The 22,812-nt window shown below is 52.4% G+C and carries 23 protein-coding genes; 18 read left to right on the forward strand and 5 right to left on the reverse strand.

Annotated elements, in window-relative coordinates; translation table 11 throughout:
- The first annotated feature begins 240 nt into the window (after nt 1-240).
- The 11 genes from EAV92_RS22845 to EAV92_RS22895 all read left to right on the forward strand — a co-directional run bounded on the left by EAV92_RS22845 (nt 241) and on the right by EAV92_RS22895 (nt 12,428).
- Nucleotides 241-822, forward strand: a complete 582-nt coding sequence (locus tag EAV92_RS22845; RefSeq protein WP_123043214.1) for a TetR/AcrR family transcriptional regulator — start codon at nt 241-243, stop codon at nt 820-822.
- A gap of 301 nt (nt 823-1,123) precedes the next feature.
- Nucleotides 1,124-2,653 (forward strand): ABC transporter substrate-binding protein, encoded by a 1,530-nt coding sequence (locus EAV92_RS22850; protein ID WP_123043215.1) that lies wholly within the window; start codon nt 1,124-1,126, stop codon nt 2,651-2,653.
- An 80-nt stretch (nt 2,654-2,733) separates the two neighbouring features.
- On the forward strand, nt 2,734-3,642 hold the full coding sequence (locus EAV92_RS22855) for an ABC transporter permease (protein WP_123043216.1): 909 nt from the start codon (nt 2,734-2,736) through the stop codon (nt 3,640-3,642).
- Nucleotides 3,643-3,665: 23 nt separating this feature from the next.
- The gene (locus EAV92_RS22860; protein ID WP_123043217.1) at nt 3,666-4,544 is read left to right on the forward strand and encodes a carbohydrate ABC transporter permease; all 879 of its coding nucleotides are present in this window, start codon (nt 3,666-3,668) and stop codon (nt 4,542-4,544) included.
- A gap of 347 nt (nt 4,545-4,891) precedes the next feature.
- The gene (locus tag EAV92_RS22865; protein ID WP_164472904.1) at nt 4,892-6,142 is read left to right on the forward strand and encodes an MFS transporter; all 1,251 of its coding nucleotides are present in this window, start codon (nt 4,892-4,894) and stop codon (nt 6,140-6,142) included.
- Between the two features lie 31 nt (nt 6,143-6,173).
- Nucleotides 6,174-7,031: an alpha/beta hydrolase gene (locus EAV92_RS22870; RefSeq protein WP_123043219.1), complete on the forward strand. Its 858-nt coding sequence runs from the start codon at nt 6,174-6,176 to the stop codon at nt 7,029-7,031.
- A 25-nt stretch (nt 7,032-7,056) separates the two neighbouring features.
- Nucleotides 7,057-8,529, forward strand: coding sequence for a stalk domain-containing protein (locus tag EAV92_RS22875; protein WP_123043220.1), 1,473 nt, complete (start codon nt 7,057-7,059; stop codon nt 8,527-8,529).
- A 147-nt stretch (nt 8,530-8,676) separates the two neighbouring features.
- Nucleotides 8,677-8,976 carry a hypothetical protein gene (locus EAV92_RS22880; protein WP_123043221.1) on the forward strand — a complete coding sequence of 100 codons (300 nt, stop codon included), beginning with the start codon at nt 8,677-8,679 and terminating at the stop codon, nt 8,974-8,976.
- A 57-nt stretch (nt 8,977-9,033) separates the two neighbouring features.
- On the forward strand, nt 9,034-10,494 hold the full coding sequence (gtfA, locus tag EAV92_RS22885) for a sucrose phosphorylase (protein ID WP_123043222.1): 1,461 nt from the start codon (nt 9,034-9,036) through the stop codon (nt 10,492-10,494).
- Nucleotides 10,495-10,522: 28 nt separating this feature from the next.
- A complete protein-coding gene (locus tag EAV92_RS22890; RefSeq protein ID WP_123043223.1) occupies nt 10,523-11,461 on the forward strand; it encodes an alpha/beta hydrolase in 939 nt (312 codons plus the stop codon).
- 85 nt (nt 11,462-11,546) lie between these two features.
- The gene (locus EAV92_RS22895) at nt 11,547-12,428 is read left to right on the forward strand and encodes an ROK family protein (RefSeq protein WP_123043224.1); all 882 of its coding nucleotides are present in this window, start codon (nt 11,547-11,549) and stop codon (nt 12,426-12,428) included.
- A gap of 540 nt (nt 12,429-12,968) precedes the next feature.
- Here the strand turns inward: EAV92_RS22895 and EAV92_RS22900 are convergent.
- Nucleotides 12,969-13,508 (reverse strand): aldo/keto reductase, encoded by a 540-nt coding sequence (locus EAV92_RS22900; RefSeq protein WP_123043225.1) that lies wholly within the window; start codon nt 13,506-13,508, stop codon nt 12,969-12,971.
- Nucleotides 13,509-13,522: 14 nt separating this feature from the next.
- On the opposite strand from EAV92_RS22900, the gene EAV92_RS22905 reads away from it, so the two are divergent.
- Nucleotides 13,523-14,323, forward strand: coding sequence for a GH32 C-terminal domain-containing protein (locus tag EAV92_RS22905; protein WP_241158364.1), 801 nt, complete (start codon nt 13,523-13,525; stop codon nt 14,321-14,323).
- 114 nt (nt 14,324-14,437) lie between these two features.
- Here the strand turns inward: EAV92_RS22905 and EAV92_RS22910 are convergent, their stop codons facing one another.
- A complete protein-coding gene (locus EAV92_RS22910; protein WP_123043227.1) occupies nt 14,438-15,355 on the reverse strand; it encodes an AraC family transcriptional regulator in 918 nt (305 codons plus the stop codon).
- Between the two features lie 189 nt (nt 15,356-15,544).
- Between EAV92_RS22910 and EAV92_RS22915 the strand changes: the two genes are divergently transcribed.
- The 6 genes from EAV92_RS22915 (at nt 15,545) to EAV92_RS22940 (ending at nt 20,458) form a co-directional block, all read left to right on the forward strand.
- A complete protein-coding gene (locus EAV92_RS22915; RefSeq protein ID WP_241158365.1) occupies nt 15,545-16,954 on the forward strand; it encodes an MFS transporter in 1,410 nt (469 codons plus the stop codon).
- 162 nt (nt 16,955-17,116) lie between these two features.
- Nucleotides 17,117-17,566, forward strand: a complete 450-nt coding sequence (locus tag EAV92_RS22920) for a DUF441 domain-containing protein (RefSeq protein WP_123043228.1) — start codon at nt 17,117-17,119, stop codon at nt 17,564-17,566.
- 111 nt (nt 17,567-17,677) lie between these two features.
- Entirely contained in the window at nt 17,678-18,706 is a 1,029-nt protein-coding gene (locus EAV92_RS22925) for a helix-turn-helix transcriptional regulator (RefSeq protein ID WP_123043229.1), read from the forward strand.
- A gap of 50 nt (nt 18,707-18,756) precedes the next feature.
- Nucleotides 18,757-19,551, forward strand: a complete 795-nt coding sequence (locus EAV92_RS22930) for an SDR family NAD(P)-dependent oxidoreductase (RefSeq protein WP_123043230.1) — start codon at nt 18,757-18,759, stop codon at nt 19,549-19,551.
- Between the two features lie 146 nt (nt 19,552-19,697).
- Nucleotides 19,698-19,907, forward strand: a complete 210-nt coding sequence (locus tag EAV92_RS22935) for a hypothetical protein (protein ID WP_123043231.1) — start codon at nt 19,698-19,700, stop codon at nt 19,905-19,907.
- 146 nt (nt 19,908-20,053) lie between these two features.
- On the forward strand, nt 20,054-20,458 hold the full coding sequence (locus EAV92_RS22940; protein ID WP_123043232.1) for a GNAT family N-acetyltransferase: 405 nt from the start codon (nt 20,054-20,056) through the stop codon (nt 20,456-20,458).
- A 49-nt stretch (nt 20,459-20,507) separates the two neighbouring features.
- Here EAV92_RS22940 and EAV92_RS22945 read toward each other — a convergent pair whose 3' ends face one another.
- Genes EAV92_RS22945 through EAV92_RS22955 form a run of 3 tightly spaced genes read right to left on the reverse strand, consistent with a single transcriptional unit; the run spans nt 20,508 to nt 22,724 of the window.
- Nucleotides 20,508-21,497, reverse strand: a complete 990-nt coding sequence (locus tag EAV92_RS22945; RefSeq protein ID WP_123043233.1) for a formylglycine-generating enzyme family protein — start codon at nt 21,495-21,497, stop codon at nt 20,508-20,510.
- A gap of 47 nt (nt 21,498-21,544) precedes the next feature.
- Complete coding sequence (locus tag EAV92_RS22950; protein ID WP_123043234.1) at nt 21,545-22,084, reverse strand: chromate transporter; 540 nt, start codon at nt 22,082-22,084, stop codon at nt 21,545-21,547.
- A 22-nt stretch (nt 22,085-22,106) separates the two neighbouring features.
- Nucleotides 22,107-22,724: a chromate transporter gene (locus tag EAV92_RS22955; protein WP_123043235.1), complete on the reverse strand. Its 618-nt coding sequence runs from the start codon at nt 22,722-22,724 to the stop codon at nt 22,107-22,109.
- Nucleotides 22,725-22,812: the final 88 nt, after the last annotated feature.

Here is a 22,812-nt window from a genome sequence, read left to right on the forward strand (position 1 = left end):
GAAAGGCACGCCCGACAGGGCGTGCCTTTCGTATTCGTTCCCGACTTTCTTCAGGGAATAAAGAAGTATATTGACAAACAAATAGTGTTAGTTATAATTAAAATCAAATACCGTTAGTTTTGGTTTTCAACAACAAAGTAGCTTATGATAATGTGTTTTATCGGTGTTTATTTGTTTGTTATACATGTTAGTTATTGAATATAATTAATAGCATTAGGAACATCTTAGGAGGAATGGCAGATGGCTAAAAAAGGCTTGAGCTCCGACAGCATTATCGCGGAAGCGGTATCCCTGATTGAAGAGATCGGGTACGAAAACTTCTCCTTACATACGTTGGCGAAAAAACTGGGGGTCAAGACAGCCTCGCTCTACAACTACATCGAGAACGTCGCTCAAGTGAGTATGGAGATTGGCAAGTTTGCGATCTCCCAGTTGTGCCAAGCCATAGAACTGGCAACGAAGGGGGTGACGGACGAGCGTCTCGTCCTGATGCAGATCGCCACCGCCTATCGCAAATACGTGGTTCAGCATCCGGAACTTTACAAGGTCGTGATCAACATGCCCTCCATTCACGGCAAAGAACATGTGCAAGTCCTTCTGAATCTGATGTCCGAAGCGTTGAAGCCATTCTCGGAGAATCAACAAGATCACCTCATGAAGCTTAGGGCCTATCGCAGCATGATCCATGGGTTTGTCACGTTGGAGACTTCCGGGTACTTCGAGTTCGCCATCCTTACCATCGACGAGAGTTACATGGGGGTCATCCGAACCTATGTGGACACCTTGCAACTCGCAAAGAATCCGCTCGAGGAGTTTGGGTGACATTGGGGATTATTCGTTTTAATTGCCGCTTCGATAGGAATGGGTTTTCGGGATCCGGATTTACCCGGGAGAGAAGACAAGCATGCCTAGGTGCCCGGGGTGAAGTTCCAGATTGTCTACTTACTTCGTGGTGGAGGTGAAGACGATACGTTCCATGCGGATACACCCGCTTAGAGCGCTATGCCGAGCAGAATAAGGTCATGCTTCTTAAGCACGCGCCCACCTACGCAGACTAGGCAGCGTTATAAGAACATCCATTCAACCTGTGACGACCGGAACTTAAAAAGGGGGATTTATACACATGAAGGTGAAAGCGCTTTATCTAACGCTGATTCTGGTTTTTGTCTTATCGGTTCTCTCTGGATGCGGAGGAGCCAAGAAGGATACGGCGGTCTCATCCGGGAATGACACGACCGACCAAGCTTCGTCCGACAAGAAAGGGGAGCCGTATACGGTCAATTTCGTTTATCACGCCCCTAAAGAAGGCAATCAGAAAGAAGTCAACGAGTTGGTCAACAAGTTGACGATGAAAGAATTGAACATGAAAGTAAATCTGATTCCGCTTACCTGGGATTCTTACCAGCAGAAGTTGTCTCTGATGTTGGCGTCCAACGAACCGATCGATATCTCGTTCGTCTTCACTTTCGATCTGCCGACGTATCTTTCTTCAGGGTATATCGTGGATGCCTCTAAGTATTCCCAATACACCGAAGGCATTTATAAAGTGCTGGGCGATGATGCGAAAACCGGATATGTCGGCAATATTCAAGCCGGTTTTCCGATGTTGAATTCCCGGGGAGCGCCTTCGGCATTTTTTGTCAGGAAAGACATCTTCGATACGCTGGGCTACAAAGCCTCCGACTTCCACGTGACGACGGATGACTATTCCAGCTTCGACCAATTGACGCAGCTGTTCGCCAAAGTGAAAGAGAAATATCCCGATATCACCCCGTTCGATGGCTATCGCACCTTGGGCCTCAATCAGGTATCGTACGTAGATATCTTGGGCAACAACTTTGGCGTTTTAGACAACTACGGACAGACCACGAAAGTCACCAACTGGTACGAATCGGATCAGTTCAAGCAATTTGCCGACCTGAACCGGGAATGGTTCTCCAAAGGGTATTCGTCTAAGGATATCGTCGTGGATAAGACGCAAGGCCAAGCGAAAATGAAGGCTGGGAAAACGTTCGCCTTCTTCGCTTCCTACGGGCCTAATGCCGAAGCGGCCATGAAGTCCCAGACCGGGTACGATACGGTCATGATCCCGGTCTCCGAGAAGTTGAAGAGTACGACGGTTGTCAGCGGTTCTATGAATGCCGTCATGAGCACATCCCGTGATAAGGTGAAGGCCTTCCAGTTCCTGAACTGGGCCTATAACAATGCCGAATTCAACGATCTGCTGAACTGGGGAGTACCGGGAAAAGACTGGGTTGTCAATAAGGATGGTTTTGCGGACTATCCGGATGGCGTCACGGCAGCGACAGTGAACTACCATGAAGACTTCGGCTTCATCTATCCGAACCAATATTTGATGCATCCATGGGCCGGAAACCCCAAGAACATTTGGGATATTTACAAGCAATTCAGCGACGACGCGATCGTCTCCAAAGCGTTCGGGTTTAACTTTGATCCCACTCCGGTATCCGACGAGTTGACTCAGCTCAATACGGTTTTGGCGAAATATGAGACTCCCATCAGCTTCGGGTCCGTCGATCCCGAGGAGAACATCGCGAAGCTGAACAGTGAATTAAAGGCCGCCGGCCTGCAGAAGGTCATCGACGAAAAACAAAAACAGCTCGACGCGTGGTTGGCGAAACAAGGCAAGTAACCGACCGGCTTTTACACGGAGGTGGCTTTGTCGAGAGACAAAGTCACCTCCAACTCATTGACGTGGGGGAATAAGCAATCATGAATAGAAAGTTGAAGAACCTGCGGCCCTTTGTCCCACTGTATCTGATGATGCTCCCATGCGCGATCTATCTACTTATCAACAACTATATTCCGATGTCCGGGATCGTGTTGGCCTTCAAGCGGTTCCGGGCATCGGACGGCATGTTCGGGAGTCCCTGGGTCGGCTTGCACAACTTTACCTACCTGTTTCATTCGCATGATCTGATAACCATCGTGCGCAACACGCTGTTGTACAATGCCGCATTCATCATCGTGAATAACGCCGTGGGAATTTTTCTCGCCATCCTGATCGTCGAGGTCACGGCCAAACGTTTGAAGAAGCTGTACCAAAGCGCCGTCTTGCTCCCCTTTACGTTATCGATGGTGGTCATCAGTTACGTGGTATTCGCTTTCCTGAGCCAAGAGCACGGTATGCTCAATAACGGAATCCTAAAGCATCATCCCGTCGAGTGGTACTCCGACTCGACGTGGTGGCCGCTCATCCTGATCATCGTCAATTGCTGGAAATATGTTGGTTACGGTACCTTGATCTTTATCGCAAGCATAGCGGCCATCGACCGCTCATTATTCGAGGCGGGGGCCATCGACGGAGCCGGCAAATGGAAGCAAATCTGGCATATAACGTTGCCTTCCTTGATTCCGACCGTAATCACTCTCTTCATCCTGAGCGTGGGCAGAATATGCTACTCCGATTTTGGCCTGTTTTATTTGATTCCGCAAAATTCCGGCACCTTGTTCAATGTAACGTCTACCATCGACACTTACGTGTACAGCTCACTGACGAGCCCCGGAGGAATCGGACGATCAGCCGCCACCGGCTTTATGCAATCCGCGGTCGGCTTCCTGTTGGTCATGCTGGCCAATGCCATCGTCCGCAAAGTAAGTGCCAAAGACGCGATATTCTAATAGACGGATGGGGGGATCTCAAGATGATTGAGAAGAAATCATACCAAATCTTCTATCACATCGTTCTGATCATCATGGTGATCATCATGGTCGGGCCGCTGCTGTTGCTCTTTATATCATCCATCACCGACGAGAGCGCGCTCATTGCGAACGGGTATTCCTTCATTCCTACCAAGCTGAGCGCCAAAGCCTATGAATACATGATAGCCAACTCCTCCACGATCTTGCACGCATACGGAATCACGATCTTCGTGACGTTCATCGGGACTATATTGAGCATCCTGATCACGGCCATGATGAGCTTTGCGATCTCGATCGAGAACCTGCCGGGAAGGAAGGTCATCAGTTTCTTTGTCATCTTCACGATGCTGTTCAACGGAGGATTGGTCCCCTCTTATATTCTGTGGACCAGCCTGGACATCCGTAACACGCTCTGGGCCTACGTGTTTCCCTTCTTGCTTACCAATGCGTTTAGCATTATTTTAATGAGGTCTTATTTTGCCGCGAACATTCCGGTCGATATTTATGAATCCGCGAAGATGGACGGCGCTGGGTTCACCCGAATCTTCTTCAAGATGGTAATTCCGCTCGGGATGCCGATCCTGGTAACGCTCGGCCTCTTCGCAGGACTCGGTTACTGGAATGATTGGCAGAACGGTCTGTACTTTATTTCGGATTCCAACATGCTGAGCATTCAGGTTCTCTTGAACAAGATGAGCCAGAATATCCAGGCGGTCATTTCGAACGCCGGTTTAGTGAACCAGACCGCAGCCATGACGCTTCCCCAGGAATCCATCCGCATGGCGATCGCATTCGTGGCCATTCTGCCGATTCTGGTCGTGTACCCGTTCCTGCAGAAATACTTTGCCAGCGGAATTATGGGTGGAGCTGTCAAAGGGTAATCTCCATGCATTCCTATAAAAGGATGAAAACACGTAACATCGAAAATCGTAAACTTGCCGGGAACGCCGAACGATGAGAACAGGGAATACCTTCCCTAAGAGATTAAGGGATCCGACATGGTCATAAACGAGAACGGGAACAACTCGCAGGTCTACCCTGCCGGGCTGAAGGAATTCACCGATGTCATCATGGACGGGTTAGCATGGCGCGGCTTATTCGCGACGAAATCTTGTATATGACATAGAACCAACGCAAGTGTTTCTGAGATAAGACATTCAGGAAGCAATTTGAAAGGGCATGACTCGAAGTCGGCAAGAGAGGATACACAACGAGGATGGGTTTAGATATGGGGCATTGCATTGAAACCAACCAAGAGTTTGATCGAAACCCTGAACAATCCGCAGACGGTGCAAGCGTCATTTGGAATCTGCAGTTTATCAATATATTCATCGTGAACATCGTATTGAACATGGGACAGTTCATGATGTCTTCACTGATCCCTAAATTCGCGGCGGATATGGGGGCGACGGCCGCTATCGTGGGGATGATCACCAGCATGTTCGCCGTCACCGCGCTCGGGATTCGCCCCGTGGTGGGCCCGGCCACCGGGTATTTCAAGAAAAATCGATTGTTGGCCGCTGCCATTGGCATCATTATTGTGGCCTTCCTCTTCTATGGAATGGCCCACAGCCTTCCCATGATCATCATCGGACGATTGCTGCACGGCATCGGGATGGGGTTTCTTGCCCCGCTCAGCCTGGCGCTGGCCAGTGAGTCCTTGCCAAGCGGCAAAATGACGGCGGGAATCGGATATTTCTCGCTGGGACAGGCCATCGCGACCGCCATCGGGCCGTCGGTCGGGCTCGAGTTGGTACGCCTGATCGGCTATAATATGACATTCATGATCGGCGCCTTGTCGATGGCCTTGGTTCTCGTCATGTCTTTGCGGCTAAAGACGGAAACGCCGATGCGGACGGGCAAGTTTAGAATCACGTTGCGCGATGTCATCGCCTTCGAGGTGTTGACGCCGTCCATCCTGATGTTTTTTCTATCCGGCGCGTACTCCAGCATTAATTCGTTCATTCTGATCTATGGTGGGATCGAGGGCATCGACGGAATCGGGCTGTTCTTCACGGCATACGCCGTCTGCTTGTTGTTCTCGCGACCGTTCAGCGGAAAGCTTGCGGATAAATACGGGTTGGATAAGATCCTGATTCCCGGCATCGTTTGCTTTGCCTTGTCGTTCGTGATGATCAGCTACTCCCGCACGCTTCCGATGTTTCTAATCGCGGGGGCCGTATCGGCTTTCGGTTACGGCATTTGCCAGCCGGTCATTCAGTCTCTGTGTATGAGACTCGTTCCGAACGCCCGTCGCGGGGTAGCGGGCAACACGATTTACATCGGCGTGGATCTAGGCTATTTGATCGCGCCCTCCATTGCGGGAGGGGTAACCACCATGGTGCAAACCCATAGCGGCAATCTGACCCTCGGCTATGCGGTCATGTACCGGGTCATGACGATTCCGATCGCCATCGCGATGGTCATCTATTTGTTCAAGAAAAAGGAATTGAAAGCGAAGTCGGAGCAGAGCGGTTAAGCGACGAAAATTGCGAAACGGGGGGACATGCATGTCCATCGTAACGATGAACTTTGAGAGCGAATATTTGAATAACAACCACGAGATCAGCATTATTCTTCCGAACAAGCCCCGGGAGGTTCCGGCGAAAGACTATTACGGGAGCGGAAAGAAATACCCGGTGCTATGGCTCCTGCACGGCACGCTCGGCGACCATACGGACTGGATTCGCAAGACGAACATCGAGCTGTATGCATGCGAGAAAGACCTGATCGTGGTCATGCCGAGCGCGCTGAACAGCAATTACTCCAATTGGAACGGCAGCAATCACTCCAATTATTACGGGAGCAAGTCGGGGTTCGGCATGTACGATTACCTGACCGAGGAACTCATGCCACTGATCTACAACTGGTTCCCCGCATCATCGAAGCGGGAGGACAACTTTATCGCGGGCTTGTCCATGGGAGGGCGGGGAACGATCAAGTTCGCGGCCAGCCACCCCGACAAGTTTGCCGCGGCGGCCGTCCTGTCCGCGGCACCGGTGAATTACAGCCTTCTGACAGAAGAAGAATTGCGGCAGGACGACATCCAATCCCGGCGGCTGCGGGGAATGGTAGAGAATGCGGGCGGGTTGGACGCGTTCATTCAATCCGAGGAGAACGCATGGCGAGTCATGGATTCGCTTGCGGGAAGCGGCAAGCTTCCCCGGCTCCTGTTCGCTTGCGGAACCGGGGATACGATGATATACGATAACTTGAAGCTTTTCAAGGCACATGCCGAAGAGATCGGCATCGAGGCCGAGTTTTGGACGCTTGACGGGTACGGCCACGAGTGGAGATTCTGGGACCTTGCCATTCAGCATGCCCTTGCATTTTTCGGCCTGAAGGATACCGGCGCAAGCCCGTACTAATTCATGAAGAAAGGGTCGAGACAGCATGCAAAGGAAAGTGTTCATTCAACCCGGGTCTCCTAATGACGAGAACCGGCATTACCTGCCGGAGGCGATCAAGGGTTCGGATATGGTCGTCAACGAGAACGGCAACAACTCTCAGGTCTACCCCGAGCGATTGATCGAATATACAGATGCCGTAACGGACGGAATTTCGGATACATGGTACGAGTACGTGCCGGCATCTTATGACGGGACAACCAAAGTGCCGTTGGTGGTTTCTATGCACGGCGGCCTAATGACGGGGTGGGGACAGGCGATCTACACGTCCTGGACGTTGGTGGCGGACCGCGAAGGTTTTATCGTGCTGTTCCCCAGCGCCGGGCGGAGACGGTTCTGGATGATCGACATCGAGAAGGAAAAACTCGAGGAGATTACCGCTCCCCGCGAGGACGGAATGTACTTGAACCGGCCTCCTGAAGACCCGGCTGACAACCACGACATGAACTTCATCCTCGGATTGATCGAACGGATGGTGCAGAAGTACAACATTGATGAGGGCCGGATATTCATCCAGGGCATGTCGATGGGCGAGATGATGTCGAATCAGATGGCACGCTACCATGGCAAAGTGTTTGCGGGAATGGCCGGTTCCGGCGCTCCGAGCAATCCCAGTCTGCTGTTCGATCAAGCAGGGGAGATCCTCAATCGGGGAGGCCCGCTGGCCGTGTGGCAGACCCGGCTTGAGCATGACCAGGATACCTTCCATGGGGATATGGACTACGTGGTCATGAAGAACCTGGAATACTGGAAGCGGATCAACGGTTGCGGAGGGCTGCCCGAACTCAAGATCGAAGGCGAGGACAACTTCGCCTTCTACAGGGGAGAACAGGCCGATCTGGTGTTCCGCGACGTGAAGAACCGCGACCACGGCCAGACTTTCGATGATGCGGAGCTGGTGTGGGATTATCTGTTCTCCGGCATAAGGCGGGACGAACAGGGCCAAATCGTGAACCGCGAACCGCTGTCTCCGCGCAAGGGGGACGAATTTGCCATCGCATTGGCCGACGGAAGCGCGAAGGCTTTCGTGGGCAACCGGCTTGTCACGATGAGCGGGCCGGCCACCCGGCATAAGAAGCTCAAGTATCATGGTCTGAACGGGGGGGCCATCGTCAGGGGCGATTACTTCATGGTACCGGTGTCCTTCGTGGCAGAGGTATTCGGCGCGTCCTGTTCGAAATCCCATGAAGGCTTTGCCGCCGAGGTGGCCCTTCCGGACGGCCGTGTGCTGCAATTCGCGCGTGGAAGTATCGGATGCGTGGTGGACAACCGGATTCATTCCATGTTGTGCGAAGCGGTATTCAGAGACGGAGAATTGTACGTTCCGATTGAATGGGTCTGCCGGCGGCTGTTTAACCATCACACGTCGACATGCGAAGACGTGCTCTATATTACCGATCATGACGCCGAGCTTTCCCTCAACATGGCTCGCATCATTCGCGACGACATTCTGGTCTGAAAAGAACGCATCGAAGCTATACCGATCTGGACGACGGAGTCAACTGTTTTACCTACATCGCGGAGGAATTGCCGAGAGTCTGCGAAACTTTCCACGCGGCGGGAAGATACCTTCATCGCGGGATTGTCCACGGAGTCTCATGGCGCCATGAAGGTCGCGATGAACCATTCGGAGAAACTCGCGGCCGTCCTGTTTATGTCGGGAACGTCCTATCGTCCCGGAGTACCGAGTATAGTCCGGGCGGTATACGGCGAGATTCATTTCGATGCGAACATTCCGACCCCCGTCGGCGGCGTGATCCGGGAGAAATTGGAGGATCCTGTCTACATCCAGTGGACCGTCAATGACGTATATGCCGTGGCGAAACGAAACGTGGAAGAAGGAAAAAGCTTCCCCAAGTGTTTTTCCGGGTCGGAGACTGCGATCATGCCCTTTACCGGGCGATGATGGCGGAACGTGACTTGAGAGAATGGGGTTACCAGATAAACAAGATGGAGGAGAGCAATGAAGAACATCACCAACCAGGTCATGCTGATCACGTATGCGGACAGCATGGGAAACGATCTGAAGGAACTTTACGGGATTTTGGACAAGCATTTCGAAGGCGTCATCGGCGGCGTTCATATCCTTCCTTTCTACCCTTCTTCGGGCGACCGCGGATTCGCGGTCATCAACTACGATAGCGTGGATCCGAATTTCGGCGATTGGGAAGATATCCGGAAATTCTCGGAGAAATATTACCTGATGGCGGACTTCATGATCAATCACGTATCCATCCGCAGCGAAGAATTCAAGGATTACATGAAAAATGGCGACGCATCGCCGTACCGGGACATTTTCATCCATTGGGAGGAGTTCTGGCCGAACGGGGAGCCGACCGAAGAGGAGCTGGAAACCCTGTATCGGCGCAAGCTGCAGGGTCCATATCTGTCATTCACCCGCGAGGACGGGAAGACCGTCAAGCTGTGGAACACCTTCTTCGAGGAACAGGTCGACATCGATCCATGGGCTCCTGCTACGCAGCAATACTATGAACGCAATCTAACGCGCATTGCGGAATACGTTCCCCTGATTCGTTTTGACGCGTTCGCCTATGCCTCCAAGAAGCCGGGGACGAGCTGTTTCTTCGTGGAACCGGAGGTTTGGGACGTATTGGATATCGGCATGAAACCCTTGAGGGCCTTGGGGACGGAAATGCTGCCGGAAATCCACGAGAACTATAAAATCCAGCTAAAAATGGCGGAGCGGGGGCATTGGGTGTATGATTTCGCTTTGCCCATGCTGATGCTTCACGGCTTGATGACCGGTCGCACGGACCGATTGATCCATTGGCTGAAAATCTGTCCTCGCAAACAATTCACCACCCTGGATACACACGACGGCATAGGAGTCGTTGACGTAGCCGGTCTGCTGGACGAGGACGAGATCGACTTGGTAAGGGACAAGGTCAATGAGAAAACCGCGGAGGCCCAGAAGTTCATCAAAGCGCCGCCCGGCATCGTGAAGATGTCCGGCGCCAAAGCCAAGCAGTATCAGCTGATGTCCACGTATTACTCCGCGCTTGACGAAGACGATGCCTCTTATCTTCTGGCACGGATCGTGCAGTTGTATGCGCCGGGAATTCCCCAGGTTTATTATGTGGGTTTATTAGCCGGTGAGAACGACATGGAAACCTTAAAGCGCCTTGGCGAGCCCAGAAGCCTCAACCGTCACAATTATTCGCATGAAGAAATCGAGGCACAGGTGCAGATTCCGATGTTGCGGCGGTTGTATGAAATCATGCGCTTCCGGAATACGTATCCGGCCTTCGACGGCGAGATCGAGATCGACGAATTCGCGGGAGACGGAAAGTTAGGCATTACCTGGAGAAACCAAGAGAATTGGACCACTCTTCGCGCGGACTTCCGGACGAAAGAATTTGAGATCTCATACTTGGGCGAAAAGGAATCGATAGAAGTTCTCTAAACCTGCATGGAAAAACGGAGGATGGAACATGGACGACTTTCTCAGTCGCGTAAATCCGGAATTGCAGGAGGGTTTGAACGCGCTGCTCACCCTTCGCCTGCCCGACGATCTGCCGATGGCCCGGCAATTCACCCCGCCTCCGTTCGCGAAATCCGATGCCGTTCTTACGACGGTGCGATATATCTCCGGCGGGGATGAAAATGAGATGCTGATAAAAATTTACGAACCGGCCGGCAGAGAGGGACGCCGGTTGCCGGCACTGCTGTGGATTCATGGGGGAGGATACGTGCTCGGCCACCCTGACGGCGACGACGGTCTCTGCGAAGATTTCGTCAAAACCGCCGATTGCGTCGTCGTTTCGCCGGACTATCGCTTGGCTCCCGAGTACCCGTACCCGGCGCCGATCGAAGATTGCTATGCCGCCTTGGTCTGGCTGGCGGAGGCCGCGGAAGATTTGAAAATCGATCCTTCCAGAATCGCGATCGGAGGGGCTAGCGCGGGAGGGGGCCTGACGGCGGCGCTGGCCCTGCTTGCACGTGATCGCAGAGGGCCGGCCGTCTGTTTCCAAATGCCGTTGTATCCGATGATCGACGATCGCAACGTCACGCCTTCAAGCCACGAAATTACGTATCCCGTGGTGTGGAATCGAGCCAATAACGTAGAGGCTTGGAAGCTGTATCTCGGTGATCATGCTTTCGGAGAGATTTCCCCCTATGCGGCAGCCAGCCGCGCGACGGATCTGCGGGGATTGCCTCCCGCTTATACTTGCGTGGGGCAATTGGATCCGTTTCGAGACGAAACGCTGCATTATGTAGCCCAATTGGCGCAGGCTGGCGTGGATGTAGAATTTACTCTTTATCCCGGCGGCTACCACGGTTTCGAGCATGTAAATCCGAAGTCGGAAATCGGTCAACGCGCACGCGACGGGTACTTGAATGCGATGGTAAGAGCGCTCCGACATGGATAGATTGGCTGAAAAAAACGCCTGCGAATGGCGTTTTTTTATGAAATGTTGAATATTTCAACATCGCACAAGGAGGATTTATGGCTGGATGGTCATAGGAGCGATTGAAGCGGGTGGAACGAAATTCGTATGCGGGATCGGTAATGAACGAGGGGAAATTCTGACTCGGATCAGTTTTCCGACGCAACGGCCGGAAGTGACGATGGGTAAAGTAATTGAATTTCTTCGAAAAACGAAGGTAGAGGCAATCGGTATTGGCTCATTCGGTCCGATAAACTTGAATCGCGGAAGCCCGCACTATGGGTATATCACGACGACGCCTAAACCGGGATGGTCGAATTACGATATCCTTGGCGTGATCAAGCGTGAGTTCGACGTTCCTTGTGGCTGGGACACCGATGTGAACGCGGCGGTGCTTGGCGAAGTGACATGGGGGGCTGCTCGCGGAGTTGACAACTGTATGTACTATACGTTCGGGACAGGTGTCGGAGCCGGAATTTACGCGGAAGGCAAGCTCGTGCACGGGATGATGCACCCCGAAGCAGGACATATCATGGTTCGGCGGCATGCCGCTGATCGTTATGAAGGGTGTTGTCCTTATCACGGCGATTGCCTCGAAGGGATGGCTTCAGGTCCGGCTATCGAAAACCGCTGGGGAGTCAAATGCAGCGAATTGCCGCCCGATCACCCGGCTTGGGCTATGCAAGCGTATTACATCGGACAAGCGCTCTGCGGCAGCATCCTGATGCTGTCCCCGAACAAGATCATTTTAGGTGGCGGCGTTATGAAGCAGTTGCAATTGTTCCCGTTAATCCATTCGGAAGTGCAGAGGACTCTAAATGGCTACGTTGGATCAGAGCAGGTGTTATCCAACATAACCCCATACATCGTTCAACCGGCTCTAGGCGATGATGCGGGTCTATGCGGTGCACTGGCGCTAGGCTTATCTGCCATGGATGTGAGCGAATAAGGCAGAATAATTGGAATCCAATTATGCAGCCATCCGTCGGATACGGGTGGCTTTTTCTATTTCCATCAAATGCCTGCGCGAAACCAGATGAGCGTAGAGGACATTAAACAATACCTCTATATAGCCGAAACCGCTACCTTGGGAGAGATAGGAATTGGCAGAAATCATTCGGTACGTTGATCCTGAGAACATTGAGGACGTAAAGGATGGTATCTTGTGCGGTTATTGCGATTGCGGATTCTGAAGTCTGCCTACACATCTGAGTTATATTTCATATCGGGCCGTTCCGTATAACCAATTCATTTCTGTCGAATTAGATTTATTTGCGGTCACTTTGGTGTCTTATTAGCATCTCGAGAATTTTTGGGAAAGTCTCGATTGGACATGTCTATTTTACGGAAAGTCTCAAATGATCTTGTATTAAGTCTAAATAATAACCGGTAGATTCCAAAGTTTTAGCGCCATTTTAGTCTCAGTTATAACCATTACGCACAGATCCATGGGAGCGGTGGCCTTTGTTTAATCCTCTTTTCTGCTCGCTCAGAACTGAACGCCGCCTTGACCTCGATCAAGCTTAAAGTCCCAGCGCCATTCTTTCTTTTCAACCGTTCTGATATTGCTCAAAACTTCGTTTTCGTTCCGCATGCCGCATATGGCGACGGATATATCCGGGGTTGAATGCAAGAAGTCCAAAGCGACTTGATGCACGTCGATCTTTTCCAGCGCCTCGGGAGCAATCCGCTTCATAAATCGAAGTAAGGACTGACTCGTCAACGGCCTCATGACGGCTACGGCGATATCGTTTTTCGCGGCTTCAGGGATGATGGGGTCGGCGGCTCCCTGATAGAACAGATTATATCGAATCTGGATCAGATCGAAATGTCCGGATTGAACGGCCCAAAGCACCGTATGGTCCGGAACTTCGTTCGTAATGCCGATATAGCGAATTTTCCCTTGCTTCCGGCACTCCTTCAAGGCATCCAAAGGGCCGTCGTTGACGACTCGCCGATAATCTTCTTCCGTTAAGTAACCGCCGTGAAACTGCATGATATCGATATATTCCGTTTGAAGGCGCGACAAGCTTTCGTCCCCATTTGTTCCGGTTCGGCGGCAAGGCCGTCCTGTTTTACTCCCCGAGCGGCCCCGTTCAATACGTCTCCGGAACGTATAGTGCCGGCGGGTTATCGGAAGCATCCGTTCCCCGAACCGTCGATTATGGCGGATGGGAAGGCTTCTACGCTTCGACGGGGTTCGTCGACGAGCAGGGCCGCCGCATACTGCTCGGCTGGATGCCGGAAGGAAGAGGAGCGGAATTCCCGATTCAACTGGACTGGACGGGAGCATTGGCGCTGCCGCGTCTCGTAAACTTGAAACCGAACGGCGCGATCTCGATGACTCCGATTCCCGAGTTGGAAACGTTAAGAGGCGAGTGCCTCAAATTTGCGGATTTGCTCATGACTACGGCTGCATGGGATATAGGAGCGTTCTCGTCAAGCTTTGAATGCATGATGGAAATCCAGAAGCCATCCGAAGGATCGGGCGAATTGTCCGTTTCCGTACTCGTTTCTGCCTGCGGCCGGGAACGAACGGACGTGCGATTGGATTTCGCGACGGGAACGATCGCGATCGACCGTTCGAGATCAAGTTTGTTCCCGGGCGTGCACAAGACCGCCGTTACCGGCAAACTCAACTTGGAAGATTTTACGGAAACGATCAAGCTGCGAATTTACGTAGACCGATCAACAATAGAAGTGTTTGTCGATGACGATACCTGTTTGTCGGCAAGGGTATATCCTTCCTTGGACGAGAGTAAGGGCATTCAATTGCGAGCCAACGGAGTGGTTCGTGTCATCGTGATGGAAATCTGGAAAATGAACGCGGCGGATATCCGATGAAACTCATTCCTGGTGATATGAATCAGCTTGTTCATTATACTAGCGGCAGTCTAGGACTTTATTTTCCGGTCCTAGAATGCCGCCGTTTTATTTGCTTCGCGGAATTGAAGGTTTTTAGCTGGTCTCGAACGCTTCCGGTACTGGTAATCTTTGAAAAGCCTTAATATCTTGAAGCGGAGGAAGCCCGAAGTGCCGACGATACTCCCGGCTGAATTGAGCCGGGCTCTCGTATCCGACTTCCAGCGCGGCGGCCGTCGCGTTCGCTGAGCCGTTCAGCATGAGGCGTCTCGCTTCCTGGAGACGGAGCTGCTTCTGATATTGCAGAGGAGCCATCGCCGTGACAGCTTTGAATTTGTGATGTAGTCCGGATACGCTCATGTTGGACGATCTCGCAACCTCATCGATGGTAAAGGTTTTGTTATAGTTCTCCTTGATCCATTCAATGGCTCTGCTGATCCCCTCGTTCTGCTGGTCCATGAAGACTCGTTGGACAAACAAGTGCCCGTAATCTCCCGTAAGCAAACGGAAAATCATCTCGCGTTTGATCAGCGAAGACAGAAAGCGAATCTCGGCCTCGGGCTTGCCTCGCAGCTCCAACAGCCGGATTAATAAGAGCTGCAAGTGCTCATCGGATTTGCCTACATAGGCTCCCGGGCCCATCTTTCGGTTGGGCGGCTTCACATTGATTTCAGCTTCCGTCATGACAGAGGAAATTTCCTCAGGCGTTAATTCAATGCGTAAGCCGATATACGGCGATTGCCGCGTAGCGCCGACGACTTGACCGGAGGCCGGAATATCAAACAACGAGACCAAATAGTCGCCCGCACCATAATAAATCGTGTCTTGACCGAGATGGAACTTCTTAGTGCCTTGTAGAATCAGGCAAAAAGATGGTCTGAGAACGCCTGGCATCATCGCCGTCGGCTGGCTGCGCCGGACCAGCGAAAGAAAGGGGACAACCGTATCTGTTCGTCCCTCCGCAAGATTTAGAGAATTCACCATTTCCAACAATTGATCCAAATCCGATTGCATGGGAGTCAACCCCCCGTTCTTATTTTTATCCTCCTATTATACACCTCACCCCGAAGAGCACCAACCGGGTTATCGAATGATTAATATTTACGTTTTGCAGTATTGAGCAATTTTTAAGCAGGAACGAGCTATTTCGCGAAAGCGATTCGTGCCAAAATGTCGTTAGAATAGGAAAGGGAGGTTATCCTCTTGAATGAACATTCGAAACGAATCATTCTGGTGATGATCGTCGCCAGTCAACTGATGATGGTGCTCGACGCTTCCATCTTGACTACCGCGATACCTGAAATCGGCCGTACACTCCATCTTTCGACGGCTGTATTGACTTGGGTGCAGAACGCTTATATTTTGGCATTCGGCGGCTTCCTGTTATTAGGCGCTCGAGTGGGGGACCTTTTTGGAAGGAGAAGAACATTCATCGCGGGGATCGCCTTGTTTACGCTGGCATCGTTGCTCGCAGGCTTGGCGCCGTCTGCTTCGCTTCTACTGGCCGCCCGCACTTTGCAAGGATTGGCGGCAGCGATGGCGACGCCGTCGGCGCTCGCCTTGTTGTCTGTTACCTTCTCGGAAGCCCGGGAGCGGGTGAAGGCTATCGCTGTTTACAGCGCTGTATCGGGAGCCGGAGGAAGCGTCGGCCTTATCGTTGGCGGATTGCTTACGGACGTGATTTCTTGGCGCGCCGGGATGTTCCTCAACGTGCCGATCGGCCTCGCTCTGCTCCTTATGGTGCCTCGATATATGCGGGAGACAGATACGAAAAAGGGTCATCTGGATATCATGGGTGCATTGACATCGGTAATCGGAATGACGGCGCTGGCATTCGGCTTCGTTCAAGCAGCGTCTGACGGATGGGGAGCACCGGAAGTATGGGGCTCGCTTGCATTTGGAGGAGTTTCGTTAGCGGCTTTCATACAGACCGAATCACGGGCAAAAGAGCCGATTACACCTCTTCGCTTGTTCGTGAGCCGAGCGCGATCGGGAGCTTACTTGGGGAGGCTGTTGCTCGTGTGCGGAAATTATCCGATCTTTTTCTTCGTCCCGCAATTTTTGCAGAACGTCCTTCATTTTGATTCATTGGAGGCCGGGCTTGCAATTATGCCGTTCACGGCCGTTCAGTTCGGGATAATGTATGCCATGCCCAAGCTCTTGGCCCGATTCGGGAACGCTAAAGTATTGATTTTCGGATTGGTAATCGCGATCGCCGGAACAAGCTGGCTGAGTCTCATTTCGGCAAGTTCAAGCTATTTCCCTGATTTGTTTTTACCGTTGATCGTCATGGGGGGTGGTGCCGGGATGATCTTTCAACCGTTCACGACGTTAGGGTTGTCCGGTGTGGAGGCCAAGGATGCAGGAGCGGCATCAGGGCTCGTCAACGTCGCTCATCAGACCGGAGCGTCGCTTGGGCTCGCGGTTCTGATCGCCGTGTTCGAGGCGGCGAACAGACCGGAAGTTACTTCCGGTACGTCTTTTGCCCATGCGATCTCCGTCTCAATCGGGGGTTCGGCCATTTTCCTGACGGCTTCACTCGTTGCGGTCTTGATCTTTCTACTGCCGGCGGATAGAACGCAACGCGCCGTCGTGCAGATGGAAACAGATTGATGTTTATTTGGATTGAAGATCCTGACTGGTCGACTGAACGAGCTTTGGGAGAAATAACGAGTTGAATTGGCGTAAGAATGGTAAGAATAAGCAGTAACTCAACGACGGGCGGGTTCCTTGTGGAACCCGCTGCTCTTCTTTTCGTGCAGAAAGGGGATTCCGATGCCTCAATTGGATATGTCCATGATGATGCTTTTGATTTTCGCCGTACTCGGCATACTAAGCAAGAACAGTTCCATAACGGTTGCGGCCGTTTTCTTGCTTCTACTAAAGGCAGCTCAATTGGAGTCAACGTTTCCCTGGATCGAAAAACATGGGCTGAATATCGGGATCATTGCTTTAACCATCGGGATTTTGGCGCCATTCGCGACGGGTTCGGTAGGTTGGCAGCAGTTACTGCAGTCTTTCGTTCATTGGAAATCCATCGCGGCCATCGTAGTCGGAATCGGGGTCGCGTACTTAGGCGCGCGAGGCGTGAACTTGATGTCAGCGCAGCCAACGATCGTAACCGGGCTCATCATCGGAACGATCATCGGTGTCGCGTTTTTGAAGGGGGTACCCGTAGGTCCGTTAATCGCCGCGGGTATTTTGTCGTTGTTGGTGAGGCAGTAATAACGTCGGGGATGACGCTGCTCGACGGTTAAGCTATAATCAGAGGAATCAATGGTCCACGGGCTCCGTGGACCATTTGCAATTGGAATTCGTCCTTGGAGGTCGACAGCCATGAACGCTCCTTCCGCAGACCTAATCAAGATCGCGCCGGGCTTCTGGGCAAGCTTGAGAGGCGTAGGGGTAGACCCGGTTGACGTAGCGCGCCAAGCCCGTCTGCCGCTCTCCGTGATCCATGAACCGTTAGTCACGACCGCCCAATATTACTCAATCTGGCAAGCCTATTCCGAACTGTTCGGAGACACCGCTGCGGGAATCGTCAAGCTTGCGACCGCGTATGAGACGGCACAGTATCCGCCGGCCGCCTTAGCGACCTTCCACGCTCGCGACTACAGGGACGCGCTGAACCGAATGGTGCGTTACAAGCAAATGTGCCCTCCGGAAAACTTGCGCATTCGGGAAGAAGGCGAGCAATGCTCGATTGAATTAGAATGGCAGCATACGGATCAACCAGGACCGCCGGTGCTTGCCGGTATCACGCTCGCCTACCTGCTTGAGCTCGGGCGCCGGGGAACCGGCCGTCATCTCACGGCGTGTTCCGTCGAATTCATACACCCCATGGGCGACGTTCGAGTTCTTGAAGGTTATTTCGGCTGCCGCGTTCGGACGGGAGCGGACCGAAACCGGCTCACGCTGAAACGCGAAGATTTGGACCGTCCCTTCGCGTCGTATAATGAAGAACTTCTCGAAATTCTGACTCCCGCCTTGGAGCGAACGCTGGAAGAACGACAGAGCCAGTTCACCACGAGCGCTAAGGTGAAGTGGATCTTGTCTCGATGCCTGACGCGAGGGCGAATCGACATTCAAACCGTCGCTTCCGAGCTGGGGATGAGCGGTCGTACCTTGCAGCGAAGGCTGACGGACGAAGGTTTAAGCTTTAAACGGCTGCTGGCGGAAACCAGGCACGAACAGGCTCTCGCATACTTGGCGGACCCGACGCTGGAGATCAAAGAGGTCGCTTTTCTCGTCGGCTACGAAGACCAGAACTCGTTCTACCGCGCGTTCCGCTCGTGGGAGGGCGAGACTCCCGCCAATTGGCGCGCCGCGCAAGAGCATTGGCGTTCTGCGCTAGTTACCGAATAGGCGAATCCAAGTATCATTATCCCTATCCTAGACATAAGGGGCACAAGCAGATGGATATGGGATTGAAGAATAAGACGGCTTTAGTAACGGGATCAACCAGAGGCATAGGGAAAGCGATTGCCCTTGAACTTGCCAGAGAAGGCGTTCACGTTCTTGTAAATGGTCGGAACAACGATGACGTAGCGCGCACGGTCGCGGAGATCCAAACCGCGTTCCCGGAGACGAAACCGCTGAATGCAACGGCCGATCTCGTCGATGAGAGGCAAAGAGAAGCTTTATTGGCGAAGTACCCCCACGTCGATATTCTCGTCAACAGCATGGGCATCTATGAGATCATGTCCTATGACGACATAGACGATGCCGTATGGGAGAAGTACTTCCGCACGAACGTTCTCGCCGCCAACGGCTTAACCAAGTTTTATTTGCCTTCCATGCTGAGTCGCGAATACGGCCGCATTATCTTTATCGCGAGCGAGGAAGCGGTGATGCCTTCCGGACAGATGCCTCAATACGGCGTGACCAAATCCATGCTGCTGTCGTTGTCCAGGAGCTTGTCCAAGTTGACGCGCGGCTCCGAAGTTACCGTAAACACGATCCTTCCGGGGCCGACCCTCTCCGAGAACGTGCAGCAGATCATCGAAAGCATTTATTCGAACGAAGAGATGACCTTCGAGGCGAAAGAGAAAGACTTTATGGCGAAGAACCTGCCTCAATCCGAAATCCAACGGTTTATCAGACCTGCGGAAATCGGCCGGTTGGCCGCTTTCATCTGCAGCCCGATGGCGTCTGCTTTCAAAGGGTCTCCGATCCGCATGGACGGAGGAATGGTGCCGACAATATATTAGATTTGTGTGTTAACGGACACGATAGATAAATAATAACAACCCACCAGATTTATCGGTGGGTTGTTTAACTATTGGGCAGAAGCCGATATACATACATATGCTTGCGTAGCATTTGCATTCGACGTGTGATCAGAAAGGGGGGCCGAATGGAAGACTTTTTTGGATTTTTCAAGTACATAACCTATATCGGCTGTATCGCTGTTTTTGCCGGCATCGACTATTTCTTTATTAGCCTCGAGCCGGATAACTGGCCATGGGTAATCGGAGGAACTCTGATCATCCTCGCAATTGGTTATGGAATCAACAAACTCAGCCACCGAATTGAAGAGAAGGAACGTGCAAAAGAAATGAAGTGAAATTCGCAGCTGATTTCGGCTGCCTTCTTCTGTATTGAAACACAAGTTCTTCATCACTCATTCCATTCACTCGATGCTTTCTAATCGCTATCTTGAGATAGGAGGCAATAAAAAAGTAGAGCCATTGCTGAAAGAGAGGCGCAGGAATGAGTATTTTTTACACTTCCCGTACGGAGGATATCGGAGAGGATGCGTTGCAGGAGCTATTTCTGTCCGTAGCCTGGGAATCCGGGAAGTATCCGAACGAACTTTTACAAGCCATCCTCGGATCTCATTCCGTAGTTACGGCTTGGGACGGAGATAAGCTGGTCGGTTTAATAAACGCATTGTCCGATGGCGTTCTAACTGTATATTTCCATTACATGCTTATCCATCCGAGTTATCAGAACCAGGGCATAGGCAAAGCATTGATGAACCGAATGCTTGATCAATATAAAGGGTTTAAAACGAAAGTATTAATTTCTTACTCCGATGCAGTAGAGTTCTATCATAAGGTTGGCTTCACACAGGAGGATGGAGCCACGCCGATGTTCATCTCGGAGTTGGTATAGGGAACAAAAGAGCACTTCACGGGTTACTCGTGAAGTGCTCTTTTTATTCTTACAACGACTGTGCAATACGAAAACCCAAGTTTCCGGTGGAACTGTCGGGCGTGTTCTTGCTTCGCGCGGCTACTCGGTAACGGTTGCAATAGGAGCGATGGCACAAATAGGAGCCTCCTCGCATGGAACGATTACCGGTAGGCTTGTCGAACCGGGGATTCACCGTCGAGGAGACGGCATGATAATCCGAAGTAAACCAGTCGGCACACCATTCCCAGACGTTACCCGACATGTTGTACAGGCCATAGCCGTTCGGCTCGTAAGCATCGACAGGGGCCGTGCCGGCATAACCGTCACTTTCGTTATTCTTAACGGGAAATTTACCTTGCCAGATATTGCAGCGGTGCTTCCCGTCCGGCTTCAGCAGGTCTCCCCACGGGTAGGTTTTCCGTTCCAGTCCTCCCCGAGCGGCGTACTCCCATTCCGCTTCCGTCGGAAGCCGCTGGCCGGCCCAACGGCAATAGGCCTCGGCATCGTTCCACGACACGTGAACCACAGGATGGTTCAATCGATCCCCGATGTTCGAGTCGAGCCCTTCCGGCTTGGCCCAGTATGCGCCGTTCATGACATACCACCAGGGCGTGCCGGCCGGAACATTGCTCACTTGCGCTCTGGATGCGTCCGATACGAACAAATGGAATACGTAGGACCAGCCGAACCGTTCGGCTTCGGTCACGTAACCGGTTTCCTCCACGAACGCCCTGAATTGGGCGTTCGTTACCGCATGGGCGGAAATCGAGAATGAATCGACCCGGACCCGGCGCGGGGGTCCTTCGCCATCGGCAGGGAAGCCTTCGCTCGTGTCCGTTCCCATCCAAAATTCTCCCCCGGGAATGTAAATCATGTCGCTCTGCAGTTCCGGGCGGGGGCGTCGTGCTGGCGGGTCGGCGTAAGGTCCTTCGTCGGCAGCCTTTATTATTCCATTGTCAGGTTGGCCTGAATTTCTGGGAGAAGCGCAGCAAGGGCATGCCTGTTGATTCGGATCCATGGTGCAAGAGGCTCCTTTTTCATTCGTCTGAGGGTTGGTCATGACGGCTACCCATATAGCGCGATACCTACGAGACCGGAAAGAATGATCACGGAGAACGGATGCTTATGCAGGAAAAACAAGGCGCACAGAGATCCGGCGAAGATACCGATCTGGCTCCAAGTGAACCAGGACAACTGGGCGAACATGCCGGCATTCTGCGCGAACGTGACCGCGGCAAAGACGATCATGCCCGCGACGACCGGGCGGATTCCGTATAAGGATGATTTCATGAGCGGGTGGTCTTGAAGGCGGGCGAAAATGGTGCCGACTGCAAGAATCAGGATCAAGGACGGCAAAACAACGGCGAGCGACGCGACGGCCGCTCCGATCCAGCCGGCTTGCTGCTGTCCTACGGCCACCGCGATATTGGTGGCGATGGGGCCGGGGGACATCCCCGCGACGGCGACGATATCGGAGAGCTGGGCGGCGCTCATCCAATGGTGCCGGTTCAGCACTTCCTCTTGGATGAGGGGAATCATGGCATAACCGCCGCCGAAAGAGACGAGCCCGACGAGGAAAAAGGTTAGAAAGAGCTGGATCAGCATAGGAGCTCCCCATTCGTCTTGATTATATCATGTAATCGTATACGGATTCTTTATCCTGCGGTTTACGAGTCACGGACAATGGTGACCGCCCCCCATGTTTACGGATCTTTACGAGGGTGACGCCGGCCGTTGCTCCGAAAACGATCACGAGCAACGGATGGAGGTGACCGAAATAGAGGAGGAGAGCTGCGATCGCGGTGAGCGCTCCCGTGGCGAAATCCACGATGGAGGCGCGCCCGATTTTAATCGCCGCGTATGCGATCAAAGCCACGACGGTGGCCCGAATCGCCGTGAAAGCGGCTTCGATTTTCGGATTGTCCTTGAGCTGGACATAGAAGATCGTCAATAGGAGCATGAGGCAAAAGGTAGGGAGAAGAATGCCGAGCAGCGCCGCAATCGATCCGGAAATGCCGGCGATTCTGTAGCCGATGAACGTTGCCGAATTGACGGCGACCGCACCGGGCACTGAGCCTGAAACCGCGAAGACGTCGGCGATTTCCTCGGAGCAAAGCCATCTTTTTTTGTCCACGACTTCCTTTTCGATGGCGGGAATTAAAGCGTATCCCCCGCCGAACGTCAACGGCCCCATTTTAAGAAACGTCATGAAAATGCTCGTTAGCAGCTTTAATTTTCGGTTCATGGGATCCCCTCTCCTTCCCTTTTATTATAATCACTTATTTCCAAAATGGAAGAAAGTAAGCCTATAAAGACTTATTATTTCTTCTTAT

This window comes from Cohnella candidum (assembly GCF_003713065.1).
Lineage (GTDB): Bacteria > Bacillota > Bacilli > Paenibacillales > Paenibacillaceae > Cohnella > Cohnella candidum.